27 protein-coding genes and 3 pseudogenes are annotated in these 24,346 nt (G+C 52.1%); 26 read left to right on the top strand and 4 right to left on the bottom strand.

What is annotated here, in order from left to right; translation table 11 throughout:
• Positions 1–314: 314 nt before the first annotated feature.
• Positions 315–1,985, bottom strand: a complete 1,671-nt coding sequence (gene ilvD / locus FPL14_RS04470) for a dihydroxy-acid dehydratase (RefSeq protein ID WP_182303846.1) — start codon at positions 1,983–1,985, stop codon at positions 315–317.
• Between the two features lie 299 nt (positions 1,986–2,284).
• Between ilvD and FPL14_RS04465 the strand changes: the two genes are divergently transcribed.
• The 6 genes from FPL14_RS04465 (at position 2,285) to FPL14_RS04440 (ending at position 7,130) form a co-directional block, all read left to right on the top strand.
• The gene (locus tag FPL14_RS04465; RefSeq protein WP_182301892.1) at positions 2,285–2,587 is read left to right on the top strand and encodes an urease subunit gamma; all 303 of its coding nucleotides are present in this window, start codon (positions 2,285–2,287) and stop codon (positions 2,585–2,587) included.
• 28 nt (positions 2,588–2,615) lie between these two features.
• On the top strand, positions 2,616–2,981 hold the full coding sequence (locus FPL14_RS04460; RefSeq protein ID WP_182301891.1) for an urease subunit beta: 366 nt from the start codon (positions 2,616–2,618) through the stop codon (positions 2,979–2,981).
• Positions 2,982–3,033: 52 nt separating this feature from the next.
• Entirely contained in the window at positions 3,034–4,746 is a 1,713-nt protein-coding gene (gene ureC, locus FPL14_RS04455) for an urease subunit alpha (RefSeq protein ID WP_324617922.1), read from the top strand.
• An 80-nt stretch (positions 4,747–4,826) separates the two neighbouring features.
• On the top strand, positions 4,827–5,498 hold the full coding sequence (locus FPL14_RS04450; RefSeq protein ID WP_182301889.1) for an urease accessory protein UreF: 672 nt from the start codon (positions 4,827–4,829) through the stop codon (positions 5,496–5,498).
• Positions 5,499–5,539: 41 nt separating this feature from the next.
• Entirely contained in the window at positions 5,540–6,214 is a 675-nt protein-coding gene (gene ureG, locus FPL14_RS04445) for an urease accessory protein UreG (RefSeq protein WP_182301888.1), read from the top strand.
• The gene (locus FPL14_RS04440; protein WP_182301887.1) at positions 6,198–7,130 is read left to right on the top strand and encodes an urease accessory protein UreD; all 933 of its coding nucleotides are present in this window, start codon (positions 6,198–6,200) and stop codon (positions 7,128–7,130) included. The genes ureG and FPL14_RS04440 overlap by 17 nt, the downstream gene beginning before the upstream one ends.
• Positions 7,131–7,169: 39 nt before the next feature.
• On the opposite strand, the gene FPL14_RS04435 is transcribed toward FPL14_RS04440, so the two are convergent.
• Positions 7,170–7,832: a 3'-5' exonuclease gene (locus tag FPL14_RS04435; RefSeq protein WP_182301886.1), complete on the bottom strand. Its 663-nt coding sequence runs from the start codon at positions 7,830–7,832 to the stop codon at positions 7,170–7,172.
• 202 nt (positions 7,833–8,034) lie between these two features.
• On the bottom strand, positions 8,035–8,544 hold the full coding sequence (gene sigK / locus FPL14_RS04430) for an RNA polymerase sporulation sigma factor SigK (RefSeq protein ID WP_229263938.1): 510 nt from the start codon (positions 8,542–8,544) through the stop codon (positions 8,035–8,037).
• A 156-nt stretch (positions 8,545–8,700) separates the two neighbouring features.
• On the opposite strand from sigK (FPL14_RS04430), the gene FPL14_RS04425 reads away from it, so the two are divergent.
• The 6 genes and pseudogenes from FPL14_RS04425 to FPL14_RS30695 all read left to right on the top strand — a co-directional run.
• Complete coding sequence (locus tag FPL14_RS04425; RefSeq protein WP_182301885.1) at positions 8,701–8,877, top strand: hypothetical protein; 177 nt, start codon at positions 8,701–8,703, stop codon at positions 8,875–8,877.
• Positions 8,870–9,457 carry an ATPase gene (locus tag FPL14_RS04420; protein WP_182301884.1) on the top strand — a complete coding sequence of 196 codons (588 nt, stop codon included), beginning with the start codon at positions 8,870–8,872 and terminating at the stop codon, positions 9,455–9,457. The genes FPL14_RS04425 and FPL14_RS04420 overlap by 8 nt, the downstream gene beginning before the upstream one ends.
• A 166-nt stretch (positions 9,458–9,623) precedes the next feature.
• A pseudogene (locus FPL14_RS30700) lies at positions 9,624–9,704 on the top strand (HNH endonuclease); the annotation flags it as partial.
• A 52-nt stretch (positions 9,705–9,756) separates the two neighbouring features.
• Complete coding sequence (locus FPL14_RS04410) at positions 9,757–10,002, top strand: WG repeat-containing protein (RefSeq protein WP_182301883.1); 246 nt, start codon at positions 9,757–9,759, stop codon at positions 10,000–10,002.
• Positions 10,003–10,015: 13 nt separating this feature from the next.
• Positions 10,016–10,537, top strand: coding sequence for a WG repeat-containing protein (locus FPL14_RS04405; protein ID WP_182301882.1), 522 nt, complete (start codon positions 10,016–10,018; stop codon positions 10,535–10,537).
• A 126-nt stretch (positions 10,538–10,663) separates the two neighbouring features.
• Positions 10,664–10,901 (top strand): annotated as a pseudogene (locus tag FPL14_RS30695) (Fic family protein); the annotation flags it as partial.
• Positions 10,902–11,301: 400 nt separating this feature from the next.
• On the opposite strand, the gene sigK (FPL14_RS04395) reads toward FPL14_RS30695, so the two are convergent.
• The gene (sigK, locus tag FPL14_RS04395; protein ID WP_169280001.1) at positions 11,302–12,003 is read right to left on the bottom strand and encodes an RNA polymerase sporulation sigma factor SigK; all 702 of its coding nucleotides are present in this window, start codon (positions 12,001–12,003) and stop codon (positions 11,302–11,304) included.
• Between the two features lie 234 nt (positions 12,004–12,237).
• Here sigK (FPL14_RS04395) and spoVAC point away from each other — a divergent pair, with 234 nt between their 5' ends.
• The 14 genes and pseudogenes from spoVAC (at position 12,238) to FPL14_RS04325 (ending at position 24,333) form a co-directional block, all read left to right on the top strand.
• Entirely contained in the window at positions 12,238–12,699 is a 462-nt protein-coding gene (spoVAC, locus tag FPL14_RS04390; protein ID WP_229263936.1) for a stage V sporulation protein AC, read from the top strand.
• Positions 12,686–13,723 (top strand): stage V sporulation protein AD, encoded by a 1,038-nt coding sequence (gene spoVAD, locus FPL14_RS04385; protein ID WP_182303843.1) that lies wholly within the window; start codon positions 12,686–12,688, stop codon positions 13,721–13,723. Before spoVAC ends, spoVAD begins: the two co-directional genes overlap by 14 nt.
• Positions 13,723–14,073: a stage V sporulation protein AE gene (gene spoVAE, locus FPL14_RS04380; RefSeq protein ID WP_182303842.1), complete on the top strand. Its 351-nt coding sequence runs from the start codon at positions 13,723–13,725 to the stop codon at positions 14,071–14,073. The genes spoVAD and spoVAE overlap by 1 nt, the downstream gene beginning before the upstream one ends.
• Before the next feature lie 174 nt (positions 14,074–14,247).
• Complete coding sequence (locus tag FPL14_RS04375) at positions 14,248–15,201, top strand: AAA family ATPase (protein ID WP_182301881.1); 954 nt, start codon at positions 14,248–14,250, stop codon at positions 15,199–15,201.
• A gap of 2 nt (positions 15,202–15,203) precedes the next feature.
• Positions 15,204–16,445 carry a DUF58 domain-containing protein gene (locus FPL14_RS04370; protein ID WP_182301880.1) on the top strand — a complete coding sequence of 414 codons (1,242 nt, stop codon included), beginning with the start codon at positions 15,204–15,206 and terminating at the stop codon, positions 16,443–16,445.
• Positions 16,442–18,664 (top strand): transglutaminase TgpA family protein, encoded by a 2,223-nt coding sequence (locus FPL14_RS04365; RefSeq protein WP_182301879.1) that lies wholly within the window; start codon positions 16,442–16,444, stop codon positions 18,662–18,664. Before FPL14_RS04370 ends, FPL14_RS04365 begins: the two co-directional genes overlap by 4 nt.
• A gap of 140 nt (positions 18,665–18,804) precedes the next feature.
• Positions 18,805–19,328, top strand: a pseudogene (locus tag FPL14_RS04360) (YqeG family HAD IIIA-type phosphatase).
• A 4-nt stretch (positions 19,329–19,332) separates the two neighbouring features.
• Positions 19,333–20,451 (top strand): ribosome biogenesis GTPase YqeH, encoded by a 1,119-nt coding sequence (gene yqeH, locus FPL14_RS04355; protein WP_182301878.1) that lies wholly within the window; start codon positions 19,333–19,335, stop codon positions 20,449–20,451.
• Positions 20,452–20,486: 35 nt separating this feature from the next.
• Positions 20,487–21,329: a shikimate dehydrogenase gene (gene aroE / locus FPL14_RS04350; RefSeq protein ID WP_182301877.1), complete on the top strand. Its 843-nt coding sequence runs from the start codon at positions 20,487–20,489 to the stop codon at positions 21,327–21,329.
• 216 nt (positions 21,330–21,545) lie between these two features.
• Positions 21,546–21,842, top strand: a complete 297-nt coding sequence (gene yhbY, locus FPL14_RS04345; protein WP_182301876.1) for a ribosome assembly RNA-binding protein YhbY — start codon at positions 21,546–21,548, stop codon at positions 21,840–21,842.
• A 21-nt stretch (positions 21,843–21,863) separates the two neighbouring features.
• Positions 21,864–22,451, top strand: a complete 588-nt coding sequence (locus FPL14_RS04340; RefSeq protein WP_182301872.1) for a nicotinate-nucleotide adenylyltransferase — start codon at positions 21,864–21,866, stop codon at positions 22,449–22,451.
• Positions 22,441–23,025, top strand: coding sequence for a bis(5'-nucleosyl)-tetraphosphatase (symmetrical) YqeK (gene yqeK / locus FPL14_RS04335; RefSeq protein WP_182301870.1), 585 nt, complete (start codon positions 22,441–22,443; stop codon positions 23,023–23,025). Before FPL14_RS04340 ends, yqeK begins: the two co-directional genes overlap by 11 nt.
• A gap of 22 nt (positions 23,026–23,047) precedes the next feature.
• Positions 23,048–23,392, top strand: a complete 345-nt coding sequence (gene rsfS / locus FPL14_RS04330) for a ribosome silencing factor (protein ID WP_182301869.1) — start codon at positions 23,048–23,050, stop codon at positions 23,390–23,392.
• Complete coding sequence (locus tag FPL14_RS04325; RefSeq protein WP_182301866.1) at positions 23,389–24,333, top strand: CvfB family protein; 945 nt, start codon at positions 23,389–23,391, stop codon at positions 24,331–24,333. Before rsfS ends, FPL14_RS04325 begins: the two co-directional genes overlap by 4 nt.
• Positions 24,334–24,346 lie beyond the last annotated feature (13 nt).

The raw sequence follows: 24,346 nt of genomic DNA, 5'->3' as shown, positions 1-24,346 counted from the left end.
GTTAGACGGTAGCTGCTTTTTTTAAGCCGGCGCAGCCGGACTTGAATTGCGAAGGCCAAAATAGTGCCTTGGTTCAGTCAAAACAGCAGCGCGTGAAGCATGAAGGCCAAAAAAGTGCCTTGGTTTCCCATACAATTGGGAACCCAAGGCAGTACACTTTGGAGAGCTGCAAATTGTTAAAACCGAACTGCGCAACAAAATCGATAGCTGCGGAGGCTGAGCACTAAATAGTCTGACCAAATAGAAAAGCGGTGGGGCAGGAAATATCCTGCTCCACCGCTTTTTGCGCTCTAATGAGCTATCGCGTAATGCTATTACATCTTCATAACGCCGCCGCGGCTGGCATTGGTAACCATCGCGGAATAACGGGCAAGGTAACCGCGCTTGATTTTCGGCTCGAAACCGGCCCATTCGGAACGGCGGCGATCCAGCTCTTCGTCGCTAACTTCGAGCGTAATCGTGCGGTTGTTCATATCAAGCTCGATGATATCTCCATCGTGTACGAAAGCGATCGGACCGCCTTCGGCAGCTTCCGGAGAAATGTGGCCGATCGCGATACCGCGGGAAGCTCCGGAGAAACGTCCATCGGTGATCAAACCGACCTTCGTGCCGAGTCCCATGCCGACGATTTGGGAAGTCGGGGCAAGCATTTCCGGCATGCCGGGACCGCCTTTAGGGCCTTCGTAACGAATGACGACAACGTGTCCTTCTTTTACTTTGCCTTCGGCCAATCCTTGAAGAACTTCTTCTTGGGAATCGAAGCAAATCGCCGGACCGCGGTGATATCCGCCGACCGATTTGTCCACGGCGCCGACTTTGATGATCGAACCGCCCGGAGCAAGGTTTCCGAATAGGACGGACAAGCCGCCTTCCTTCGAGTGAGGATCGTCGATCGGGCGAATGACCGAATGGTCGGTAATTTCCGCGCCTTCGACATTCTCGCGAAGCGTTTTAGCGGAAACGGTCATTACGTCGCCTTGCAACGCGCCTTCTTTCTTGAACAGCTCGTTGATAATGGCGCTTACGCCGCCCGCGTTGTGAAGATCTTCGATGTGATGATCGGAAGCGGGAGCGAGCTTGGATAAATAAGGCACGCGTTTAGCGACTTCGTTAATGCGCTCGATCGGATAGTCGATTCCGGCTTCGTGCGCGAGCGCCAACGTATGCAATACGGTATTCGTGGAGCCGCCCATGGCCATGTCGAGCGCAAAAGCGTTGTCGATGGCATCGAGAGTGACGATGTCGCGCGGCTTGATATCTTTCTTGATCAGTTCCATCAGTTGAGTAGCGGACTGCTTGACGAACTCGCGGCGTTCCGGAGCGACCGCCAGAATCGTACCGTTACCCGGCAATGCTAAGCCGAGTACTTCGGCAAGACAGTTCATGGAGTTCGCGGTGAACATCCCGGAGCAGGAACCGCAAGTTGGACAGCCGTATTGTTCGAGCTCGGTGAGGCTCTTCTCGTCGATTTTGCCGGTCATGAACGCGCCGACGCCTTCGAATACCGAGGTCAACGAAATCGCTCTGCCGTCGCTAGTGCGGCCGGCTTTCATCGGTCCGCCGCTGACGAAGATCGTCGGGATGTTGACGCGCAGCGCGGCCATCATCATGCCTGGGGTAATTTTGTCGCAGTTCGGAATACAAACCATTCCGTCGAACCAGTGAGCATTGACGACCGTCTCGACGGAATCGGCAATGATTTCGCGGCTTGCGAGAGAATAGCGCATGCCGATGTGACCCATAGCGATCCCGTCGTCTACGCCGATTGTATTGAATTCAAAAGGAACGCCGCCTGCTTCGCGAATGGCATCCTTAACGATTTTGCCGAATTCCTGGAGATGAATATGCCCCGGAACGATATCGATGTACGAGTTGCACACTGCGATGAACGGTTTGCCGAAATCTTCTTCTTTTACGCCCGCGGCGCGGAGCAAGCTGCGGTGCGGCGCGCGATCGAAACCTTTGGTAATCATGTCTGAGCGCATTTTTTTGTTAGCCAATGATAAGTCCCTCGCTTTCGGATAAACCGGAATGTCATATCCTTGATTTTATCACAGAACGAGACGGCTTGACCAGATAAGGCTTAGAGATAGAAGAGAGCTCGTTTTTGGGGTTATGAGCAAAAGATGGAGTTTTTATGTTATGTTAATGTAATATATTTATCGAAAGGAAGTGAAATTTACACAAATAATATCGATTTTATGTAATGAAACTTAACATAAACGATTTACATATAGAATTTGTTTTCCTATAATGAGAAGAAAGTTCGCGAGGAGGATAGGAAATGAATCTGACGGAACGCGAAAAAGAGAAGCTGCTCATTACGGTAGCGGCCGATCTGGCCCATAGACGATTAGCCAGAGGAGTAAAGCTTAATTATCCGGAATGCATCGCCTTGATCACATCCGCCATCATGGAAGGCGCGCGAGACGGAAAAACGGTAGCGGAGATGATGGCTTACGGCACGACGTTGCTTACCCGCGAACAAGTGATGGACGGCGTGCCGGAAATGATTCACGAGGTGCAAGTAGAAGCGACATTCCCCGATGGTACGAAACTCGTAACGGTGCATCAACCGATCGCATAATGTCAAATAGCTGAGGAGGACGGCCAATATGATTCCAGGCGAGATCAAGGCTAAGCCCGGAGTGCTTGAATTGAACGCGGGCAGGCGCAAAGCGGAAATCATCGTGAACAATGTCGGAGACCGCCCGGTCCAAGTCGGTTCCCATTTTCATTTCTTCGAAGTGAACCGGGCGCTTCGCTTCCCGAGAGAACAAGCTTTCGGCATGCGGCTGGACATTCCGGCCGGTACGGCCGTCAGGTTCGAACCCGGAGAAGAGAAGCCCGTCGCGTTAACCGAGCTGGGCGGAGCTAAGCTGGCCTTCGGCTTGAACGGGATTTCCAATGGCGATGCTTCGGGGGAGATGGCGGCAGAGGTGTCCGAGCGGCTTAGAGCTTGGAATGATCTGAAATCATAATTCGGATTACATATTAACAGGAACGGGCATTGGGAGGAGAGAGAGCATGCGCATGGATCGTCAAAGCTATGCCGGGATGTTCGGACCGACGACCGGAGATGCGGTTAGGTTGGCGGATACCGGCTTGTGGGCGGTTATTGAACGGGATTATACCGTATACGGAGACGAGTGCAAGTTCGGCGGCGGCAAAGTCATCCGGGACGGCATGGGCCAATCGAGCCGCGCGGTCAGAAGCGATGGCGTGCTGGATACGTTGATTACGAATGCGATCGTTATCGATCATTGGGGAATCGTGAAAGGCGATATCGGGATAAAAGACGGCGTTATCGTGGGCATCGGCAAAGCAGGTAATCCCGACATCATGTACGGGGTCGAGCCTCATATGGTCGTCGGCGCGAGCACGGAAGTGATTGCCGGCGAAGGCAAGATCGTGACGGCAGGCGGAATCGATACGCACATCCATTATATATGCCCTCAGCAGATCGAAACGGCGTTATCCTCCGGCGTAACCACGATGATCGGCGGAGGAACGGGACCCGCGACGGGAACGAACGCAACGACCTGTACTCCGGGAGCTTGGCACCTGAGGCGGATGCTCGAGGCTGCGGAAGCTTTTCCGATGAACCTCGGATTCCTGGGCAAAGGGAACGCTTCGACGTTAGAACCGTTAATCGAGCAGATCGAAGCCGGAGCGATCGGACTTAAGCTGCATGAGGACTGGGGGACGACGCCCGCGGCGATAGACGCTTGTTTGTCCGCGGCGGATCGATACGACGTTCAAGTGGCGATTCATACGGATACGCTGAACGAAGCGGGATTCGTCGAGGATACGCTCAGAGCCATCGGCGGACGGACGATTCACACCTACCATACGGAGGGAGCGGGCGGCGGCCATGCTCCGGATATAATCAAAGCGGCGGGGGAGCCGAATATCATTCCTTCTTCGACGAATCCTACCCGTCCTTTTACCGTCAATACGATCGAAGAGCATCTGGATATGCTCATGGTATGCCATCACCTCGACAGCGGCATTCCGGAAGACGTAGCGTTCGCGGATTCCCGCATTCGTCCGGAGACGATCGCGGCGGAAGACATTTTGCACGATCTGGGCGCGTTCAGCATCATCAGCTCCGATTCGCAAGCGATGGGCCGCGTCGGAGAAGTCATCACCCGGACATGGCAGACGGCGGACAAAATGAAAATGCAAAGAGGGCCGCTTGCGGGCGATGACGAAGGCGGGGAAGGCGACAATGAGAGAATTAAACGTTACGTGTCCAAATACACGATCAATCCGGCTATCGCACATGGCATTTCCCATATCGTCGGTTCTCTCGAAGCCGGCAAATGGGCCGACGTCGTCGTCTGGAGCCCATCGTTCTTCGGAGTAAAGCCGGATCTGATTTTGAAAGGCGGAAGCATCGCTTACGCTCAAATGGGAGACCCGAACGCTTCGATTCCGACGCCTCAACCGGTATTCGGCCGTCCGATGTTCGCGTCTTACGGCAAATCGTTGTTCCATAGCTCGATCACGTTCGTCTCGCAAGCGGCGTATGAGCGGGGAATCGCCTCGGAGCTCGGTCTGCAGAAACGGATAGAACCCGTCGTCAACTGCCGTAATATCGGGAAAAAAGACATGATCCGCAACGATGCGACTCCGGTCATCGAGGTTGACCCCGATACCTACAAGGTAACGGTAGATGGTGAGCTTGCCATATGCGAACCGGTGTCCGTCGTTCCGATGGCACAGCGCTATTATTTGTTCTAGTCGATTCTATAGAGGGAAAGGGGCGGATCTGAATTGATGTTGGAAGGAAAAGCGCCGGCTGCCCGGGAACTTGGCTTTCCTTGCAGCTGTTGCTTGACTCGGCATTGCCCATCGGCAGCTTCGCCCATTCCTTCGGACTGGAATCTCTTGTACAAGATGGACAAATTCAAGACGGAGCAAGCTTGCGCACGTATATGGAAGCGATGCTGCGGCATAGCTGGGCGACTAGCGACCTGATGATCGTTAAAGCGGCATATGCCAGATCATCTCATGATGGTGATGGTTACGCCTATGGAATCGAAGAACTCGTACATCTCCAAAGATTGGCTCCCGAGTCGCGAGACGGGATGGAGAAAATCGGACGAAGGCTGCTTAAGCTGGCTCCCGAATTGTTTCCGTCTATGTTGACGATGATCCGCCAGCTGCAAGAAGATATTCGCGGCGGGCGTTGTTTCGGCAGTTACCCGCTTATCTACGGCATCATCTGCCGCGAGCTGCAAGTTCCCCTCGAACGGGCGGCGGAAGGTTATTTGTACACTGCGGTCGCTACTTGCGTGAATGCGGCGTTGCGTCTGATCTCCATGGGTCAGACGGAGGCTCAGCGGTTGACGGCCTCTTTGTTCCCGGATATCTCGTTAGCTTGGGCGAAAGTCAGGGAGATGGACCCGGCGGATGCGTATAGCGCGATGCCTATGGCCGAACTTGCGATGATTAGGCACGAGACGTTGTATTCCCGGCTTTTCATGTCTTGACGCTACAATGAAATCTACATTAGTTAACGGAGGGATTATCGATGTGCCAAGGAAAAGAAGGACATCATCATCACGAATGGGAAACTCCGCAAGTCGCGGGAGGACGCCCAATGCGGATCGGAATCGGCGGACCGGTAGGGTCGGGTAAAACGAAACTGGTCGAGCAACTGGCTTTTCAATTGAAGGATAAAATCAATCTCGCCGTCATCACCAACGATATCTATACGAAGGAAGACGCGCGGATTTTATCGGATACGGGCTGTTTGCCTAACGATCGGATTATCGGAGTGGAGACGGGAGGATGCCCGCATACGGCCATTCGCGAAGACGCGTCAATGAACTTCGAGGCGGTCGAGGAGCTGGAGCAGCGGTTTCCCGATTTGGACTTGATCCTGATCGAGAGCGGCGGGGACAATCTGGCGGCGGCGTTCAGCCCCGAGCTCGTCGATCGTTTCATCTACATCATCGACGTAGCGCAAGGGGAGAAAATTCCTCGCAAAGGCGGTCCGGGAATTATGAGATCGGATCTGCTTATTATTAATAAGATCGATCTGGCGCCTTACGTGGGGGCGAGCTTGGAAGTGATGGAGCACGATTCCCGTCATATGCGCGGTGAAAGGCCGTTCGTCTTTACGAATTTGTTCGGGGGGCAAGGGTTGGACACCGTCGCGGATTGGGTAGCGCACGAGACCGGACATCATGGGGCTGCCGTCTAGTTTGGAGAATGCGGCTGCGGCGGACCGTCCGATCGGAGCCGAATTGCCCCCGGCCACCGAAAGGCTGTCCGAGCTTCGAGCGGTCGTCGGCTTGGTCAACGGACGACCGGAGCTCATTGCGCGCTATCACACTTCGCCTCTAAAGATAGCCAAAACGTTCGCGCTGTCGGCCGGCGATTGGCGACAGCTGGCCGTCGTGCAAATGGACGGTTCCCCTGGACTTCTCGAGGGAGACCGCTATTTATTCGATTGGGAGCTTCGGGAAAGGGTTCGCGTCTATGCGACTAACCAAGCGTATACGAGGGTCCATCCTTGCGAGTCGGGCCATGATTCCCGAATGAAGCAACGATTGAGATTGCAAGCCGATGCCGTGCTGGAATGGATGCCGGAGCCCGTAATGCTGTTCCGGAACGCCGGGTTCATGACCGACACGGAGATCGATCTGGAAGAAGGTTCCGTATGCGTGATGGGGGATATTTTCTGTCCGGGAAGGCTATCTAGGGGAGAATCGTTCGCTTTCCGAAGCTATGATGCAAGGGTAACCGTTCGGTATCGGGGAGAGCTTATTCACTATCAGCGCCAAATATGGGAGCCATCGTTGTTGCAGATCGATAATGCCGGATGTTTTGGCAGTTTCACTCATATGGGGATGTTCTCGGTTTTCTCGGATCGGATAACGCCTGATCTAGCGGATAAGTTGCGCGAGGCAATCGAGAAGTCGGGTGCGGTGACCGAAGACGTACGCTATGGCGTCGCCCGTACGGCGCGGCACGGCCTCGTCGTTCAGGCGGCCGGTCAAGCGGCATGGAAGCTGCAAAGGCTGCTGTTCGCCGCTTGGGATAACATTCGGGAGCAGCTTTTGGGGCAGCCGCCACTTCGGCTGCTGAAGGAATCGTGGATGCCGGGAGTCAAATAAGGAGAATTCGAATCGGTAGCCGCGAGGAATTAGTCGCGGCTACTTGTTTTGCTCGGGGAATAGATTCGCCAGTCCCGCGAAGGGCAAGTTCTCGAAATGGTCGGTTTTGTAAACGACCTCGCTCTCGAATTTAGGTTCGTCGCTTAGCTTGTTGCGGCGAAACTGGAATTGATCGTAGAGCTTGACGAGAATTTGGGCGGTGTTAATCGCGTCGTCCATGGCGCGGTGATGGGATCCGGAGAACGGGATTTCGAGCATTTCCAGCGCCGGTTTCAGACCCATCTGCTGATGTTTCTCTAGCTTATATATTTTGGACAGCATTTTTTGCAAATTGTTATGGTTAACGATCCAGTCCGTGGAAATTTGATGTTGGCGGCACTCCTGCACGAGCTGACGCTGGTCGTCTGGTCCCCACGCGCACAGGAAATATTCTTCGTCGCCCATCCATTCCGTATATTCCCGAAGAACTTCCGCGAGCGTTCCCGCGCCGTTCACGTCGTCTTGCGTAATTCCGGTAAAAGACGTCGTGTCCTCCGTTAACTGAGTAACGATAACAGGTCTGACGAATGATTGAAACGTATCGATGATTTGCGGGGTATCGCCGACCAAACCGACTTTAGCCGCTCCGATTTCGATGATTTCGGCGATCTGGCCTTTCTTGCGTCGAACGGTCATTTCCAAATCGTATACAATAATGGTCACTTCATGCACCTCTAAGACATTCCGATAATGGTTCGTACCTTTGTTATTATAGACTTATGCGGGTCATTTGTCAGTGTGGAAAATATTCTTCGTTACCGGAAATTAGCCGATTGGTTGCTCGCCCTATGCCATAAAAGGCTATCAACAAGAAATGACCGCAATCGTGGCGGATTGTCGGTCATTTCTTGTTTTCTATGGAGTTTCACCGCTTAGCTTTATAGAACTCGTGATAGAGCTTCATCAATGCCCGCTTCTCGATCCGCGAAACGTAGCTTCTGCTTATTCCAAGCTCGCGAGCGATTTCCCGTTGGGTCCGTTCATCGCCGCCGCCATCCAATCCGAACCTGCCGCGGATGACTTCCTGCTCGCGGTCGTCCAGAATGTCGAGATTTCGGTATATTTTGCTTTTCTCGATTTTGAGCTGCACCTTCTCGACGACCTCGTCCGGCTCCGTTCCGAGGATATCTTGAAGAGTGATTTCGTTGCCTTCCTTGTCCGTTCCGATCGGGTCGTGCAAGCTCACGTCCTTTCGGGTTTTCTTTAAAGACCTTAAGTGCATGAGTATCTCGTTTTCGATGCAACGGGCAGCGAAAGTGGCCAACTTCGTTCCTTTGTTCGGTTGGAAGCTTTCGATCGCTTTAATAAGCCCGATCGTTCCGATGGAGATGAGATCTTCCAAGTCTTCGCCGGTATTGTCGAACTTCTTGACGATGTAAACACAAACCGATGTAAGGAGGGGGTGCGGTTGGTGTTTACGGGGGTGTTGGTGCGGTGAAGCTGGTTGAACGATAGTGGATGCGAGATGATGTAGTGTTCTTGTGATATAATTGACGATATAACATGGATGAGAATTGGACGGTGAATTGCCATGAATCATATTCAAGATCTGAAAAAGTTAATCAAGCTCACAGGTGATCGCGCGAAGCTCGATGCTAAAGCTAATGATACCTATATCGTCTATAAAACGGACCAAGGTCAAATTGTTAAAGAATATAATAACGGGGATATTATTCCCATCGACGATAAGGATCTCGCCCATGAGTGATCCTTCAGCAATCATGTTTGTATTTGCTGGAAACAACGGAAGCGGAAAGAGTACTATCCGAAATTTGATCGTGGATCGACTCGGGATCGGTGTTAATATAGATCCCGATGCTTTGGCACGAAGAATCGATTCCGTTAATCCAGAACGTCGAAAGGTATCAGCGGGGAAAGAAGCCATTAAGCTAGCCAGGGATTGCATTCGTTACAAACGTGATTTTTCAGTCGAAACAACATTGGCTGGCGGAAACGCGATTCGCCATATGCAAGAAGCCAAGGCAAATGGGTTTGAAATCACCATGTTTTATGTCGGACTTGGTGATTATCGATTGAATATAGAGAGAGTTGCAGTTCGCGTTAAGAATGGAGGGCATCACATTGCCTCCGATGACATAATGAGGCGGCATGAGACGTCTATTCGAAATTTACTTACTAATCTTCATTTAATTGATCACCTAATCGTTATTGATAATAGTGAATCATATGGTGAAATTGTTCTTGAGGCTGACTATGGTGAGATAAAAACTCGCGCGGTACAAATTCCACAATGGGTTGAATTGATTGAGCAACAGTTAATTAAATAATATGGGGTTATTACATAATTACAACAATGGGGAACAACCAAGTTAAATTTAATGGTTATTCTCCTTTTTTCATGATAAGTACCTCTTTCGTTATTCCAATCAATTTTCAATTGTTTATATGGGGCCATTACCAGCACCTGGTTAGGTACTTAAAAAGTTCGATAAACTTGCTTGGGAAGTACATCATATACGTCCGATAGATTGTGGTGGCTCTAACTCGTATAGTAACTTAATTCCATTACGCTGAATAAAACATAAATTGTTTGTGATTTGTTTAAAATTATTAAGGGGGAATGTTGATGTTCGGATTTATTGATATCAATGGAAACGAAATCATTGCGCCTGAATATAACCAAACTTATTCTTTTTTAGAGGGATATGCATGTGTACAAAAAGGAGATAAATACTATTACATCAACCTAAAGGGCGAATTAATTGATCCTGGTCCATATACACACTGTCGCCCTTTTTGTAGTGGTCTTGCTCCTGTATTTAATCAATCGAGTAAATTAGGCTGGCATATCAGACTTAATCATGATTACTGAGGGGTTAGGATTGGTGTTTCGTAATGACAAATATGGATTCATTGATATTACAGGCCAGGTAGTTATTCCTTGTAAATGGGATCGTGCAACCTTATTTACGGAAGGTTATGCAACGATAATGAAGGATAACCATTACAGTTTTATTGATCGATCTGGAAAGGAAATAGTCACTTGGAAATATGATTATATTTCACCCTTCAATGAAGGCATTGTTTTCTTCAGAAGAGCTAATAAATATGGACTTATAAATTCAAATGGAGAAGAGGTCATATCACCGCAATATAAAGAAGCTAGGCAGTTTTCAAATGGGTTAGCTCCAGTTCGCAAAAATAAAAAATGGGGTTTTATTGATATTAAGGGGGAGGTTAGAATTGACTTCCAATTTGATGATGTAAACCCTTATAAGAATGGTTATGCGAACGTAGTCTATCAAGATGAATGGGCAATAATAGATATACATGGCGACATAAAGACATACCCAAAATATTCCTGGGTTGGAGACTATTCAGAGGGTTTTATTGGAGTTAAAAAATAATAGGAGGGAAATGAACCTTGAAAAATCATAAAATACTATTTGTATTTTGATATTAATGATTTTGTTACCTAACTTAATGAAAGCTTTGGAATAACTGGATGAGGCCAAAGAAGGCAACTCCCGGTGAATGTCCCTTTATTGATGGAGGATATGGTTGTTTGGATTAACTCTCCGGAGACTTATTCGGTGCCGGTTCCAATCAAAGCAAGGATTTTTATGTGGCAGTTTATAACAATCTATCCGTATTTGGATGGGAATTGGCCGAACGGCCCGGATGGTCACAACTTTTCTTCTACTCCGCGGCGGAGACGGGGTGAAAGGATTATTCGTTCTCGAGAATTTCTATGATTGCAATTTAGCCGAATAATCTCGTCGACTACAGTTAGGACTTCACCAAAATTATTCTTTTGGGCGGAATGGTTTGGCTCAAGAAATTCGGAATGCGCCGGATAAATTCGCCCATTTTCTCAAATGAATGAAGCACTACGATCTCAACTTGAGAAACCTCGCCATAAGAAAAGGAAAAGATAATCCATAATCAATGGCTTTGAATGAAATGCTCACAACGTAAATACGCTCTGACGCCTTCAATTGGAATTCTTCAGATACGTTTGGATTGTTTGTTCCTTTCTAGCCATAAAAATATCCCCTCCAAGTGGCACTCAAGCCTCCATGATAACATGGAGGTTTTTACGAGTGTCTACCTGAAGGGGATAATACCAAATCAAAGCAGATTGTCGGTCATTTCTTGTTTTCTATGGAGTTCATCGCTTAGCTTTATAGAACTCGTGATAGAGCTTCATCAATGCCCGCTTCTCGATCCGCGAAACGTAGCTTCTGCTTATTCCAAGCTCGCGAGCGATTTCCCGCTGGGTCCGTTCATCGCCGCCGCCATCCAATCCGAACCTGCCGCGGATGACTTCCTGCTCGCGGTCGTCCAGAATGTCGAGATTTCGGTATATTTTGCTTTTCTCGATTTTGAGCTGCACCTTCTCGACGACCTCGTCCGGCTCCGTTCCGAGGATATCTTGAAGAGTGATTTCGTTGCCTTCCTTGTCCGTTCCGATCGGGTCGTGCAAGCTCACGTCCTTTCGGGTTTTCTTTAAAGACCTTAAGTGCATGAGTATCTCGTTTTCGATGCAACGGGCAGCGAATGTGGCCAACTTCGTTCCTTTGTTCGGTTGGAAGCTTTCGATCGCTTTAATAAGCCCGATCGTTCCGATGGAGATGAGATCTTCCAAGTCTTCGCCGGTATTGTCGAACTTCTTGACGATATGGGCAACTAAACGCAGGTTGTGCTCGATAAGCAGGTTGCGGGACACGGGGTTACCCTCCGCAAGCCGTTGCAAATGTAACGCCTCTTCATCATCGGTCAGAGGCTGCGGGAACGCGTTGTTCTTGACATAGGAGACGAGTAAAGACAATTGTTTCAAGAACAGGGCTATCGATGTGATAAAACCGGGCACGGGAAGGCCACCTCCGAAAGTGGGGATCGGGTTGCGGAAAAGGAGCATTACCATTGTATGTGGGTTTACGCCTATCCGTGCCTGTTCCAAAGCATTAAAGTAATTTGGCCGAATGACAAGATGCCACTGTGGGAAATAATGAAGGCGATGAGCTTGATGTTATTTCCGATGGAGGTGGTTTCTGTGGCTGTAAAAAGCGCTGGGCGAGGAAATCGCGGGTATAAGCCGGTATCCATGTCGTCCAAAGAGTACCAAGCTTTCGCCAAAGCGAGGGAGCCTTCCCGGTCCGTATGGACGAATTGCTTGAGGGCTTTTTTGGCGGGAGGGGTCATCTGCGCGATCGGCCAAGGGGTCACGGAGTTTTTCGTGGCGGCGTTCAATATGTCCTCGAAAGACGCCAGCAACCCGACCGTCGCGGTCATGATCCTGTTGTCCGTTATTCTTACGAGCCTTGGCGTCTATGACAAGATCGCGCAATGGGCGGGCGCCGGCAGCGCGGTCCCGGTAACGGGGTTCGCTAACTCCATGTGTTCCGCGGCGATCGAGCATCGCAGCGAAGGATTGGTGCTTGGAGTCGGAGCGAATATGTTCAAGCTGGCGGGCTCCGTCATCGTATTCGGAGTCGTGGCATCCTTCATCGTCGGCATAGTCTACTGGATATTCGGAATAGGGGCATGGCATGATACTTCAGGGTAAACGCACGTGGGTGTATCCCAAGCCGCCGGTCATTATCGCTACCGGAACGGTCGTCGGCCCTGATGAAGGACAGGGACCGCTCGCTTCCGAGTTCGATCTGGTTCATCCGGACTTGGAAATCGGCCAGCCAAGCTGGGAAAAGTCCGAGAGGGCGTTGCTGGAGCAAGCGTCGGATATCGCACTGCAACATGCCAAGTTATCGAAGGATAAGCTGAATTTCTTCGTCGGCGGAGATTTGATGAACCAGATCATTAGTAATTCGTTTGCGGCCCGTACGTTAGGCGCCCCCTACATCGGCGTTTTCGGCGCTTGTTCTACCTCGATGGAATCGCTGGCGATAGCTTCCTTAATCGTGTCTTCGGGCGCGGGAGAATACGTTATGGCGGGTACTTGCAGCCACAATTGCACGGCGGAGAAGCAATTCCGCTATCCGACGGAGTACGGTTCCCAGAAACCTCCGACGGCGCAATATACGGTGACCGGAGCGGGTACTTCCATCGTCGCGCGCGAAGGGCAAGGACCGGTCATCACGGCGGCCACGATAGGCAAAATCATGGATTTGGGTATTAAAGATCCGTTTAATATGGGGGCCGCCATGGCGCCCGCCGCGGTCGATACGATCCAAGGGCATCTCCAGGATACCGGCCGAGAACCGGGGTATTACGATCTGATCGTTACCGGGGACCTAGCGGGAGTCGGTCATCCGATCGCCAGCGAAATGCTGCGCAGAAACGGCGTGCAGATGGATCAGACGAAGTTTCTGGATTGCGGGCTGATGATCTACGACGTGGAGAATCAGAAGGTGCAGGCAGGGGGCAGCGGATGCGCTTGTTCCGCCGTCGTCACTTACGGACATCTCCTCAAACGAATCCACAAAGGAGAGTTGCGCCGAATTCTCGTCGTGGCGACGGGAGCTCTGCTGAGTCCGCTGTCGTATCAGCAGGGGGAGACCATACCTTGCGTAGCGCATGCGGTCGCGATTGAAGCCTCTAATTCCGAGAAACAAGGAGATGCCGCGCCATGATGGCTTATGTATGGGCTTTTGTAGTCGGCGGCGCGATATGCGTCGTCGGTCAATTGTTATTCGACGTGGTAAAACTCACGCCGGCGCACACGATGTCGTTATTGGTCGTAACGGGTGCGGTGATGGACGCGGTCGGTTGGTACGATCCTTTGGTAGATTTCGCGGGAGCCGGAGCCACCGTTCCGATTACGAGCTTCGGCAACGCCTTGGTTCACGGGGCGTTGACCGAGCTCCAAGAAGTAGGATGGATCGGCGTCATTACGGGCATATTCAGCGTGACGAGCGCTGGCGTGTCCGCGGCGATCGTGTTCTCTTTTCTAGCCGCGTTGGTCGTCAAACCGAAAGGTTAACCGTTAATTTCTATAAAGAATAATTGATCCTCGCAGCCAAGCCCGATCGGGATTGGCTGTTTTTCTATTGTTTTTTGGAAGAAACTAAAATTTACGATCGCATCCAAATTCCGGTATAATATGTAGGGGACTATATAACATCATCAATGTAGATTCCATAGGAGGAACAGAGAAATGGACCATCATGCGGCGATGCAACTATTAGATCAAATCAGACGAAATATGGAATCATGTATTTACGGCAAGAAAGAGGAAATCGCTTACATGCTTACGGCATTGCTTGCAGGCGGACATGTGCTCATCGAAGACGTGCCGGGAACCGGAAAAACCCAGATGGTTAAGGCGCTCGCCTTATCGATCGGAGGCGTGTTCCATCGCATTCAATGTAACCCGGATTTATTGCCTACCGATATTACCGGGGTATCGATCTATCATCCGAAGCTGGAGCAGTTCGTGTTCAGGCCGGGTCCGGTAATGGCCAACTTGTTGCTCGCCGACGAAATCAATAGGGCAACGACGAAGACGCAGTCCGCCCTGCTGGAAGCGATGGAGGAGCGGAGAGTTTCCGTCGACGGCGAGACTTACAATCTTCCGCATCCTTTTATGTTATTCGCTACTCAAAACCCGATCGAATTCGAAGGAACTTATAATTTGCCGGAAGCGCAGCTGGACCGGTTTTTGATGAAGATCAAGCTAGGTTATCCGGATGAGGTTTCCGAGAAACGCCTTATTCTCGAACCTGGCGCGAGCCGCGCGGCCGAGTCGCTACAGGCGGTCGCAACGGTAGACGACATCTCGCAGATGCAGAAGCTGGCGGAAGGTACCCATCTCGAAACGACCGTGGCGGATTACCTGATTGCGTTAATCCGCGGCACGCGCCAGCATTCGGGAGTACTGCTCGGCGCAAGCCCTCGGGCCGCCGTTGCGCTCGCTTCCGCGGCCAAAGCCTATGCATTCTTGAACCATCGCGCATTCGTTTTGCCGGATGACGTAAAGGCCATGGCTCCGCTAGTACTCAGCCACAGGCTGCATTTGCGCTCCGAAGCCCGGATGCAGGGAGTTACTAGCGTGCAAGTGCTGCAGGACGTTCTGCGTCTATTGCCGGTGCCCGTAGGGATGGAGCGATAATCATGTCGCGGCTGCATTTCCCACGAGCTTGGTGGCTAAGCGCCATTCTATACGTCACCGCATTTTGTTATTTACTGTTCCAAGGCGGCAAAACCTCTCTTATGCTGTTCGTGATCCTTAATGCGCTTGCCGTCTATTTAATGCTTGGCCGTTGGAGCGGCATCGGCGGCGTGCAAGGGATTAGGTTAACGGAAACGGGAAAGAACGATTCGGCGTTACTAACCGCAGGAATGAGGCTGCAGGTTAAGCTCCGGATGCAAATTCCCGGGTTCTGGCCCTTGCCATATATTATAGTAAGAGAAAAGCTGGTTCGTTCTACGGGCGGGGAATCGCAATTATACGAAATGTCTTTCGTACCGGATTATAAGCGCAGAGGCGAGGTACAGTTCGAGACGGCCCCCCTCAGAAGAGGAAGATACGAGTTTCATCAGACGGATTGCTCGACCAGGGATATTTTCGGTTTATTCGAGCACCGCGGTTCTTTTGAGCAACCGCTGCACATTCAAGTGCTCCCCAGGACGATCGCGCTGAAAGACTGGAAGTTGTTCCGCAAGTCGCAACGGGGCGTATTCCAGCATACGTTCAATTCTCTCTGGGCGAGGGAGACGACGCAAATCGACGGAGTCCGGGAATACATCCATGGTGACCGGCTATCCCGCATTCATTGGAATGCCACCGCCAAAACCGGACAGTGGAAATCGAAGGAATTCGAGCGGGAGGCTCTTCCCCGGGTCGTGTTCGTCCTGGATCGCAAAGCCTCGTCTTATCCTGCAGCGGAGCAGTTCGAGCTAGCCGTCTCCGCTGCCGCGTCGATGCTGGAATTAACGATCGCCAAAGGGATGCCGATCGGCTTTGTCTCATCCGGCGCGACGTCGTATTGGTTCGGCGAAGGCCGGTCTCCCGTTTCCAGGGATGAGGTTTTGCAGCATTTGGTCGATGTCGAAGCGGATGGAACGCAGTCCCTCGGAGATCAGCTCTGCCAAGTAGCCGAACGGTACGAACCGGGAATTCACGTGGTCATCATCGGATCGTCGACGGATGAACAGACCGTGAAGGCTATGGGCGCGCTGGAGGGCAAGAGGATGGTGCCGAGCTTCATCCATATTTCAGACAAGCATGCCTTATCGGATCAAAAATCGAAGCTCCATCAATGGCAATTATTGTGCCAATCCAAGCAATGGGAATTTTGCACGGTATCCCAATTGGAAAAATTGCCCCAAGCGTTAGGAGGGGTGAGCGCATGAGGTTGCGGATATCCGATCAGTTCTGGCGACGGTTAGTGTTGGAACGGCTTCATAGGCTGCTGGCGATCGTTGTCGTCCTGCAACTGGTCCAATGTTTCTCCGATTATTGGTGGGAAGAAACCTATTTCATTATTTACGGCGTATTGACGGTTACGGCAGTCGCGGAACTGTTGATGTCCCGATTGATCGGGGTTCGTATCGCCGTCTCTTGCGTAACCGCGATCGGTCTGATTTTGATGAAAATCCCGATTCAGTGGCAGGGGTGGCCGGAAAGCTGGAAAAATTGGGGGCTCGTCGAACAATTCATAGTCACGCACGCGGAGCAGTTTCATCCGTTCATCGAATTGGCGATTGGGATAGTAGCAGTCGTTCACGTGATGTCATGGATAGGTTCGAGACGCGTGGGGGCTATCGCGGTAATCGTATTGTCCATTGCCGTCATGGCCGCCGTCGATTCGTTTTTTCCTCTCGAGTTATGGCATAACATTGCGTGGATCGTTACGGCCGGCCTGGCCTGGCTCGTCATTCTTCATCTAAGACAGCTTCAGGTGCGACATCCGGACAGCTGGGAAGCGTTGGCTGAAAGGCCGCTCGATATTGCATTCCCGGCCATCATCATCATCGTGCTCGTCCTTCTGGCGGGTATTCTCATGCCGCGGGCTCCCGTCATTCTCGAGGATCCCTATACGATATGGACGGAAGCCCAAGGCCGGGAAGTCCCGACCTTCGCTGGAGAAGGCGGCATTCAGAAGGTTAGTTCTTCTGGCAACAAAGGCTCCTCGCTGTCGGGATACAGCAGGGACGACCGAAATATCGGCGGCGGTTTTCAATTCGACTATTCGCCGGTGATGACGGTCACGACGTCTCAGCGCAGCTACTGGCGAGGCGAGACGAAAATGGTCTATACCGGTAAAGGCTGGGCGGACAGCAAAAACCAACAAACGGTTCCGTCGCCGATCGGCAAGGAAACGCCCGATCTGGAGCTTGTGCCGCCGAGAGCCGAAGGAACCGAGACGATCGAAGTCGTTCAGACGGTCAAGATTGAACGCAAAGGCAAGCAATCCGTGCTGTTCTCGGCGGGTCCCGCTTCGGCGGTCACCGAGCTTAAGAGCGATAGCAACACCGGCTTGAGATGGAGTCCGGAAGAATGGGAGTTAAGATGGAACAAACCTGCCCGGGTCGAGTCGTATTCGGTCGTCTCCCAAGTCGCCGTTCTCGACGAGAAGGCATTGCGCGAAGCCGCGCCTCCGTCAGAGGGTAAGCTGTTGCTGCAGCCGTACTTACAACTGCCCGACAGCTTGCCTGCACGCGTACGCGAGTTGGCCGAGCAGCAAACAAGCGGCCTGACGAACGATTACGACCGCGCGAAGAAGCTCGAGCAATATTTGAAAGAAACTTTTCCTTACACGAACACTCCCGATTTGACCCGTCGAACGAATCGGGCTAACGGGGATTTCGTGGATGCGTTCCTATTCGAAGTCCAAGAAGGGTATTGCGATTACTTCTCGACGGCGTTCGTAGTCATGGCGAGGTCTATCGGCTTGCCGACGAGATGGGTGAAAGGGTATTCCACCGGATTCGATCCGGCTGCGATTGAACGGGCTCGATTCGGAGGTCCTTCGGAAATTCCCGATCCGACTGGAGCGGGTACTTACACCGTACGGAATGCCGATGCGCATTCATGGGCGGAAGTATACTTCGAAGGATACGGCTGGATTCCGTTCGAACCGACTTCCGGATTCAGCATTCCGCAGCCTTTGCCGGAAGGCGAAGCGCTGCAGCCTAACGTGGATACGGCCGCAAACGGAACGCCGGTCGAAGAAGGAGCCGCGGACAACAACAAAGATTGGGTCGTTCCGGTCGGCGCGATCGTCGTCGTTCTCGTCATTGTGATCTTAGTGATCTTCGGCTACCGGAGCAATAATGCCAGAAGGCTGTGGAACCGAATTCGCCATAAAGGGAATACGCCTAATCAGAGAGTCGTTCGCGAAATGGAGAGGCTGTTGTCGTTCCTGCAGCGCCAGGGGTTGCGCAGGGAATCGCACGAGACCATTCGGGAAACGTTCGACCGTTGGGGGAATAAGTTTTCCTCGCTGCGCAACGAGTTCGAAGGAGCTTTAACGACGTTCGAGAAGGCCCGGTACGGGCATGACAGCGGCAATAGCCAGCTGCTGCATGATTTTACCGAGGCGGCTGCCAAAATCCGAAAAGCGTTATAACGGGTTAAAAGAGGGCGCGAGTTAAGCGATTATGGGAAGGTTCGGGTTGCCCGGGCTTTCCCGTTTTTTTGCAAGCCCAGAAGCGGTGTGGTATATTTTGAGGAAGATTAGCCGTTAACAGACAGGAGTTTATAATCAAGATGTTCAAGCGTCTGCTTCCCGATCAAATCGTGAATACCGTATTTGATATCGATTTGGATGAACTGAAGGCTCGAGGAGTCCGCGGGATCATTACCGATCTGGACAATACGTTGGTCAGCGCCAAAACCCGCTTGCTACCCCTTTATTGATCGAGTGGTTGGATCGGATCAAGGAGCGGGGTTTTCAGGTTGTCATCCTTTCCAATAACAATAAAATCAGGGTAGGCAAGTTTGCCGACCCTCTTGGCATTCCGTTCATACCGGCGGCGCGCAAGCCTGCAGGGGCCGCGTTTCGTCGCGCGCTGAGCTTGATGGGACTAAATCCCGAACATGCCGTTGTCGTCGGCGATCAGATGCTTACCGACGTATTAGGGGGAAGGCGCGCGGGATTACATACGATTCTGGTTACGCCGATTGCCCCGGGAGAAGAAGGCTGGGCGACGCAAATCAACCGAAGAATAGAGAAAATCGCGCTGGCAAGGCTACGGAAAAAAGGGCTATGGCCAGATAAGGGAGGACGCTAAACGGATGCTAGACCAACATAAGCCTCCTCGTTGCGCAGGCTGCGGAATTCCGCTTCAGAGCGGTGACCAGAAGAAGCCGGGATTCGTGCCCGCTTCCTCGATAGAGAAGGAAGAGGCAGTCTGCCAACGTTGCTTTAGGATTAAAAATTATAACGAAGCGTCATCCGTGACGGTAGACCAGGACGAGTTTCTGAAATTGCTCGGAGGCATCGCCTCGACGGATAGTTTGGTCGTCCACATCGTGGATTTGTTCGATTTTCAAGGCAGCTTAATTTCGAGCTTGCAGCGCTTCGTCGGGAATAACCCGGTGCTTCTCGTCGTCAATAAGATCGACTTGCTGCCGCCGGTTACGAACTGGAACCGATTGCGGAATTGGGTTCAGAAACAAGCCCGCGAGGAAGGCTTGAAGGTCATCGACGTCGTATTGTGCAGCGCTCGCCGCAATATCGGTTTCGACCGCGTCGTTGAAGCGGTCAATACTTATCGGAACGACAGGGACGTGTACGTGGTCGGAGCGACGAACGTAGGCAAAAGCACTTTGATTAACCGCTTGATTTCGGATTATAGCGATTTGAAGCGCGAGCTCACCGTTTCCCGATATCCCGGAACGACGCTCGATGCCGTGCACATTCCCCTCGACGACGGCAAGAGCATCATCGACACGCCGGGAATCGTCTATTCATGGCGGATGTCGGAGATCGTTCCGCGCAAGGATTTGGCGGCGCTTCTACCGGACAAACCGTTGAAGCCTCTAACGTATCAGTTAAACGAGAAGCAGACGTTGTTTATCGGAGCGTTAGCCCGGTTCGATTTCCTGGAAGGCGAACGCCAATCGTTCACCGTGAATCTCTCGGGGGGCTTGACGGTTCACCGGACGAAGCTGGAACGGGCCGACGAGCTTTACGAGCAGCATCGCGGGGTGATGTTGAGTCCTCCTAGCACGGAAGACCTTGAATCGTTCCCGGCATGGACCCGGCATCGCTTGAGGATTCCGCCGAATTCGAATCAGGATATTTTTATTTCGGGATTGGGCTGGATTCAGGCGAACGGCAAAACCGGAGCGACGGTAGACGTCCACGCTCCGCGCGGAATTAAAGTTTTGCTGCGGGACAGCATGATGTAACCGACAGCCTCTTGTGGGAGAGGAGATAAAATAAGATGGATAGTCATACCGTATTGTTCGGGGTCATCGGCGACCCCATCCGGCATTCGAAATCCCCGATCATGCTGAATCGGGCATTCCGCGAAAAGGGCATTAACGGAGCTTACGCGGCATTTCATGTGACTCCGGATAAGCTTGAACAGGCGATTGCCGGCGTTCGCGGATTGGGATTCAGAGGATTGAACGTCACGATACCGCATAAAGTCGAAGTCATGGCCTATCTCGACGAAGTAAGCGAGGGTGCCCGGGCGGCGGGGGCGGTCAATACGATCGTCAACGACGGCGGTCGATTGATCGGTTATAATACGGACGGTATCGGATACGTTCGCTCCTTAAAAGAAGAAGCCGAGCCTAATTTGAGCGGCAAGACGATCGTCGTGTTAGGCGCCGGAGGAGCCGCTAGGGGAATCCTATGGGCTCTGGCGCAAGAACGTCCGGCAGCGATCCTGATCGCGAATCGAACGGAGACGAAAGCCGCCGAACTCGCCGCTTCGTTCTCGTCAGACTATCGGATCTCGGCGATTCCGTGGAGCAGCCTCCGCGAAGCTTGTTCGTCCGCCGACGTCGTCATCAACACGACTTCCGTAGGCATGTCGCCTAACATCGGCGAGCTTCCTTTCGACCCTTCCTGGCTGAAGGCCGGATCCGTCGCTAGCGATTTAATCTACAATCCGCTTAAGACGGCTTTTCTCGAGCAAGCCGAGCAATTAGGCTGCCGCGTGCACGGCGGCTTGGGCATGTTCATCTACCAGGGCGCCTACGCATTCGAGTACTGGACGGGCGAATCCGCCCCGGTCGAAGCCATGCGTTCGGTCGTCCTTGAGTCTTTTGGTAAATAAGCATTTTTGGTATTGGGCTAGAGATTACGGTGACTCGTCAAGGGGTGGAGAAAAAGGGATTGGTACGGAGAGTTTACGTCCGCCTTTAAAATCGAGTTGTGACCGCATATTCCATTCAAGAACAACCTCGATTTTAACAGCGGCGGAGTGCCAACCCTTTTTTGTAACCCTATATTACGAGTATCCGGATTCACACAACAGAAAGCAGGAATAGAAATGTTAACAGGAAAACAAAAACGCCACCTAAGATCGTTGGCGCATCACCTCACCCCGATTTTCCAAGTCGGCAAAGGCGGCACGAACGATCACCTGATCCGCCACATCGAAGAAGCGATCGAAGTACGCGAGCTGATCAAGATCTCCGTCCTGACGAACTGCGACGACGATCCTCGCGAGATCGGTGCTGAACTGGCCGAGAAGTCCGGCGCGGAGCTTGCCCAAGTGATCGGCAAGACGATCGTGCTCTACAAAGAATCCAAAGACCATAAGCAAATCGAGCTTCCACGCAAATGATGAACGGAAGGGCGAGAGCCAATGCGTAAAATCGGCTTGCTCGGCGGAACGTTCGATCCGGTCCATAACGGCCACTTGCTGGCCGCGCAAGCCGCGCTTGAGGCAGTCGGCCTTGACGAAGTCTGGTTTATCCCGACTTTAACGCCGCCTCATAAACCGCAGCCCGGCGCGGATAGCGAGTCGCGACGCCGAATGCTCGATGAGGCCATTTCGGACAATCCCGCATTCAAGGTCGAGGACATCGAGCTGCAGCGCGAAGGGACCTCTTATACGATCGACACGGTAACGGCTTTGAAAGAACGACATCCGAACTTGACGTTCTATTGGATCGTCGGTTCCGATATGGTCAAAGACTTGCCTAATTGGCGGGAAATCGAGAGGCTTGCGGAAAGTTTAACTTTTATCGGTTTGGAACGGCCGGACCAGCCTAGCGACGACGCCGCGCTTCCAATCTTCATAAGGCGCCGGTTGCTGCGGGCGATCATGCCTCCGATGGGGATATCTTCCTCCGATATTAGGCGCAGGCTTAAGGAAGGTCGCTCTATCCGCTACATGCTCCCGGAACAGGTTGCCGAATTCATTAGAAGGAATGGCTTATATGAATCTTGAAGCATTAAGGGAAGCTACTCGCCGGCAGATGCCCGACAAGCGTTGGAAACATACCCTTGGCGTAGTCGATACCGCCATTCAGCTTGCCAAGCGCTACGACGGCGATCCTGACAAGGCCGAGCTCGCCGCGCTGCTGCATGATTACTCCAAAGCATGGGCGATCGACCGGATGGAAGCGATTATCAGGGAACGCCATTTGCCTCCGGACCTGTTAGATCACGACAAGGAGCTATGGCATGCGCATGTCGGAGCCTGGGCGGTGGCAACGGAACACGGCATCGCCGATGAAGAAGTATTGGACGCGATCCGCTACCATACTTCCGGACGGGAAAACATGACGAAGTTGGACAAAATCGTTTGTTTAGCGGATTATATAGAACCGGGGCGCGATTTTCCCGGAGTGGATAAGCTGCGCAAGCTTGCTAAACATAATATGGAAGAAGCGCTGATCGCGGCGTTCGGTTCGACGATCGAAGTGCTGGTGGAGCGGGGAAAACGAATTTTTCCATTAACCGTATTGGCGCGTAACGATCTCATTACGCAATTCAAACAATCGCAAACAAAAGAACAATAACCTATAAAGCGGAGGCTGAGACATGGCAGGTAGCTCGGAACAATTATTGAAGGCAGTACTCAATGCGGCGGAAGAAAAGAAAGCCCACGACGTCGTGGCTTTGAACTTGCAAGGCATATCGCTGATTGCGGATTATTTCGTCATCTGTCACGGGAATTCGGATACGCAAGTGTTGTCGATCGCTTCGGAAATCCGCAAAAGCGCGGAGTTGAACGGCAAAAGAGTACGGTTGGAAGGCATGGATACCGCAAGATGGGTTCTCGTGGATATGGGAGACGTTGTCGCCCATGTATTCCATAGGGACGAGCGGGAGTATTACCATTTGGAACGTCTATGGTCCGACGCGAAGGCCGTTGAATCCGTATGAACCTGACCGCGGGCACGCTGCAACGCTTGTGGGTTCGTAGGGAAGTTTCTCCGTATGGCTGGTTTCTCGGATTCGGAGCGGAAGACGGTCCCGAGGTCCATCTTCCTTACGGGGAAGCGGTCGGAACTAGACCCGAGATCGATTCGGAGATCGAAGTGTTCCTATTTCACGACGACAAAGAGCGTCTAACCGCAACCTTACGCAAACCGCTTATTTCGCTCGGAGAAATGGCTAAGCTGACGGTCGCGGATTTTCACCCTCATTTCGGATTTTTCTTGGAGATGGGAATCGGGCGTCAACTGTTGTTGCCTTTGAAGCAATTTCCTCCCGAGCGCAAGAACGTGTGGCCGCAGACGGGCGACGAGCTGTTCGTCGTCATGAAACACGACAAAGAAGGCCGTATGCTTGCTCGATTGGCGAAGATCGACGATTTCGCTTCGAAGGTCGTTCGGGCACCGACGACGTGGCTTAACCAATGGCGTGAAGGTTGGGTAACGGATGTCTATCGGGATGGCGTGTTTACTTTGGTTGACGGCGGTTTGCTAGGCTTTGGCGTGCTTGGATATATTCATGACGCTTCCATGGTCCATCCGCTTCGGATCGGACAGAAGTTCAGCGCACGCGTTACGCAAGTTCGCGAGGATGGCCGAGTGTCCTTAAGTATCAAGGCGAGCAAAGAAGTCGGCCGGTTGGAAGACGCGGACCGGATTCTTGCTTTCTTGAAGGAGCGGCCGGGCGGTGCGATGCCGTACTCCGATCAGACAAGCGCGGACGATATCCAACGTCGGTTCCAGCTTAGCAAATCGGCGTTCAAGAGAGCTCTCGGGAAGCTGATGAAAGAAGGCCTCGTCACGCAGAAAGGCAACTGGACGCATCTGGTTACGGCCGAGGGAGAGTCGGAACATCAATCGGCTTCGGATGACGGGAGCCCCGCGACTTAAGCTCTATACGTAA

This window comes from Cohnella cholangitidis (assembly GCF_014107495.1).
GTDB lineage: Bacteria > Bacillota > Bacilli > Paenibacillales > Paenibacillaceae > Cohnella > Cohnella cholangitidis.
The sequence above is the reverse complement of the archived record's forward strand: the minus strand, read 5'-3'. Positions and strand labels throughout refer to the sequence as shown.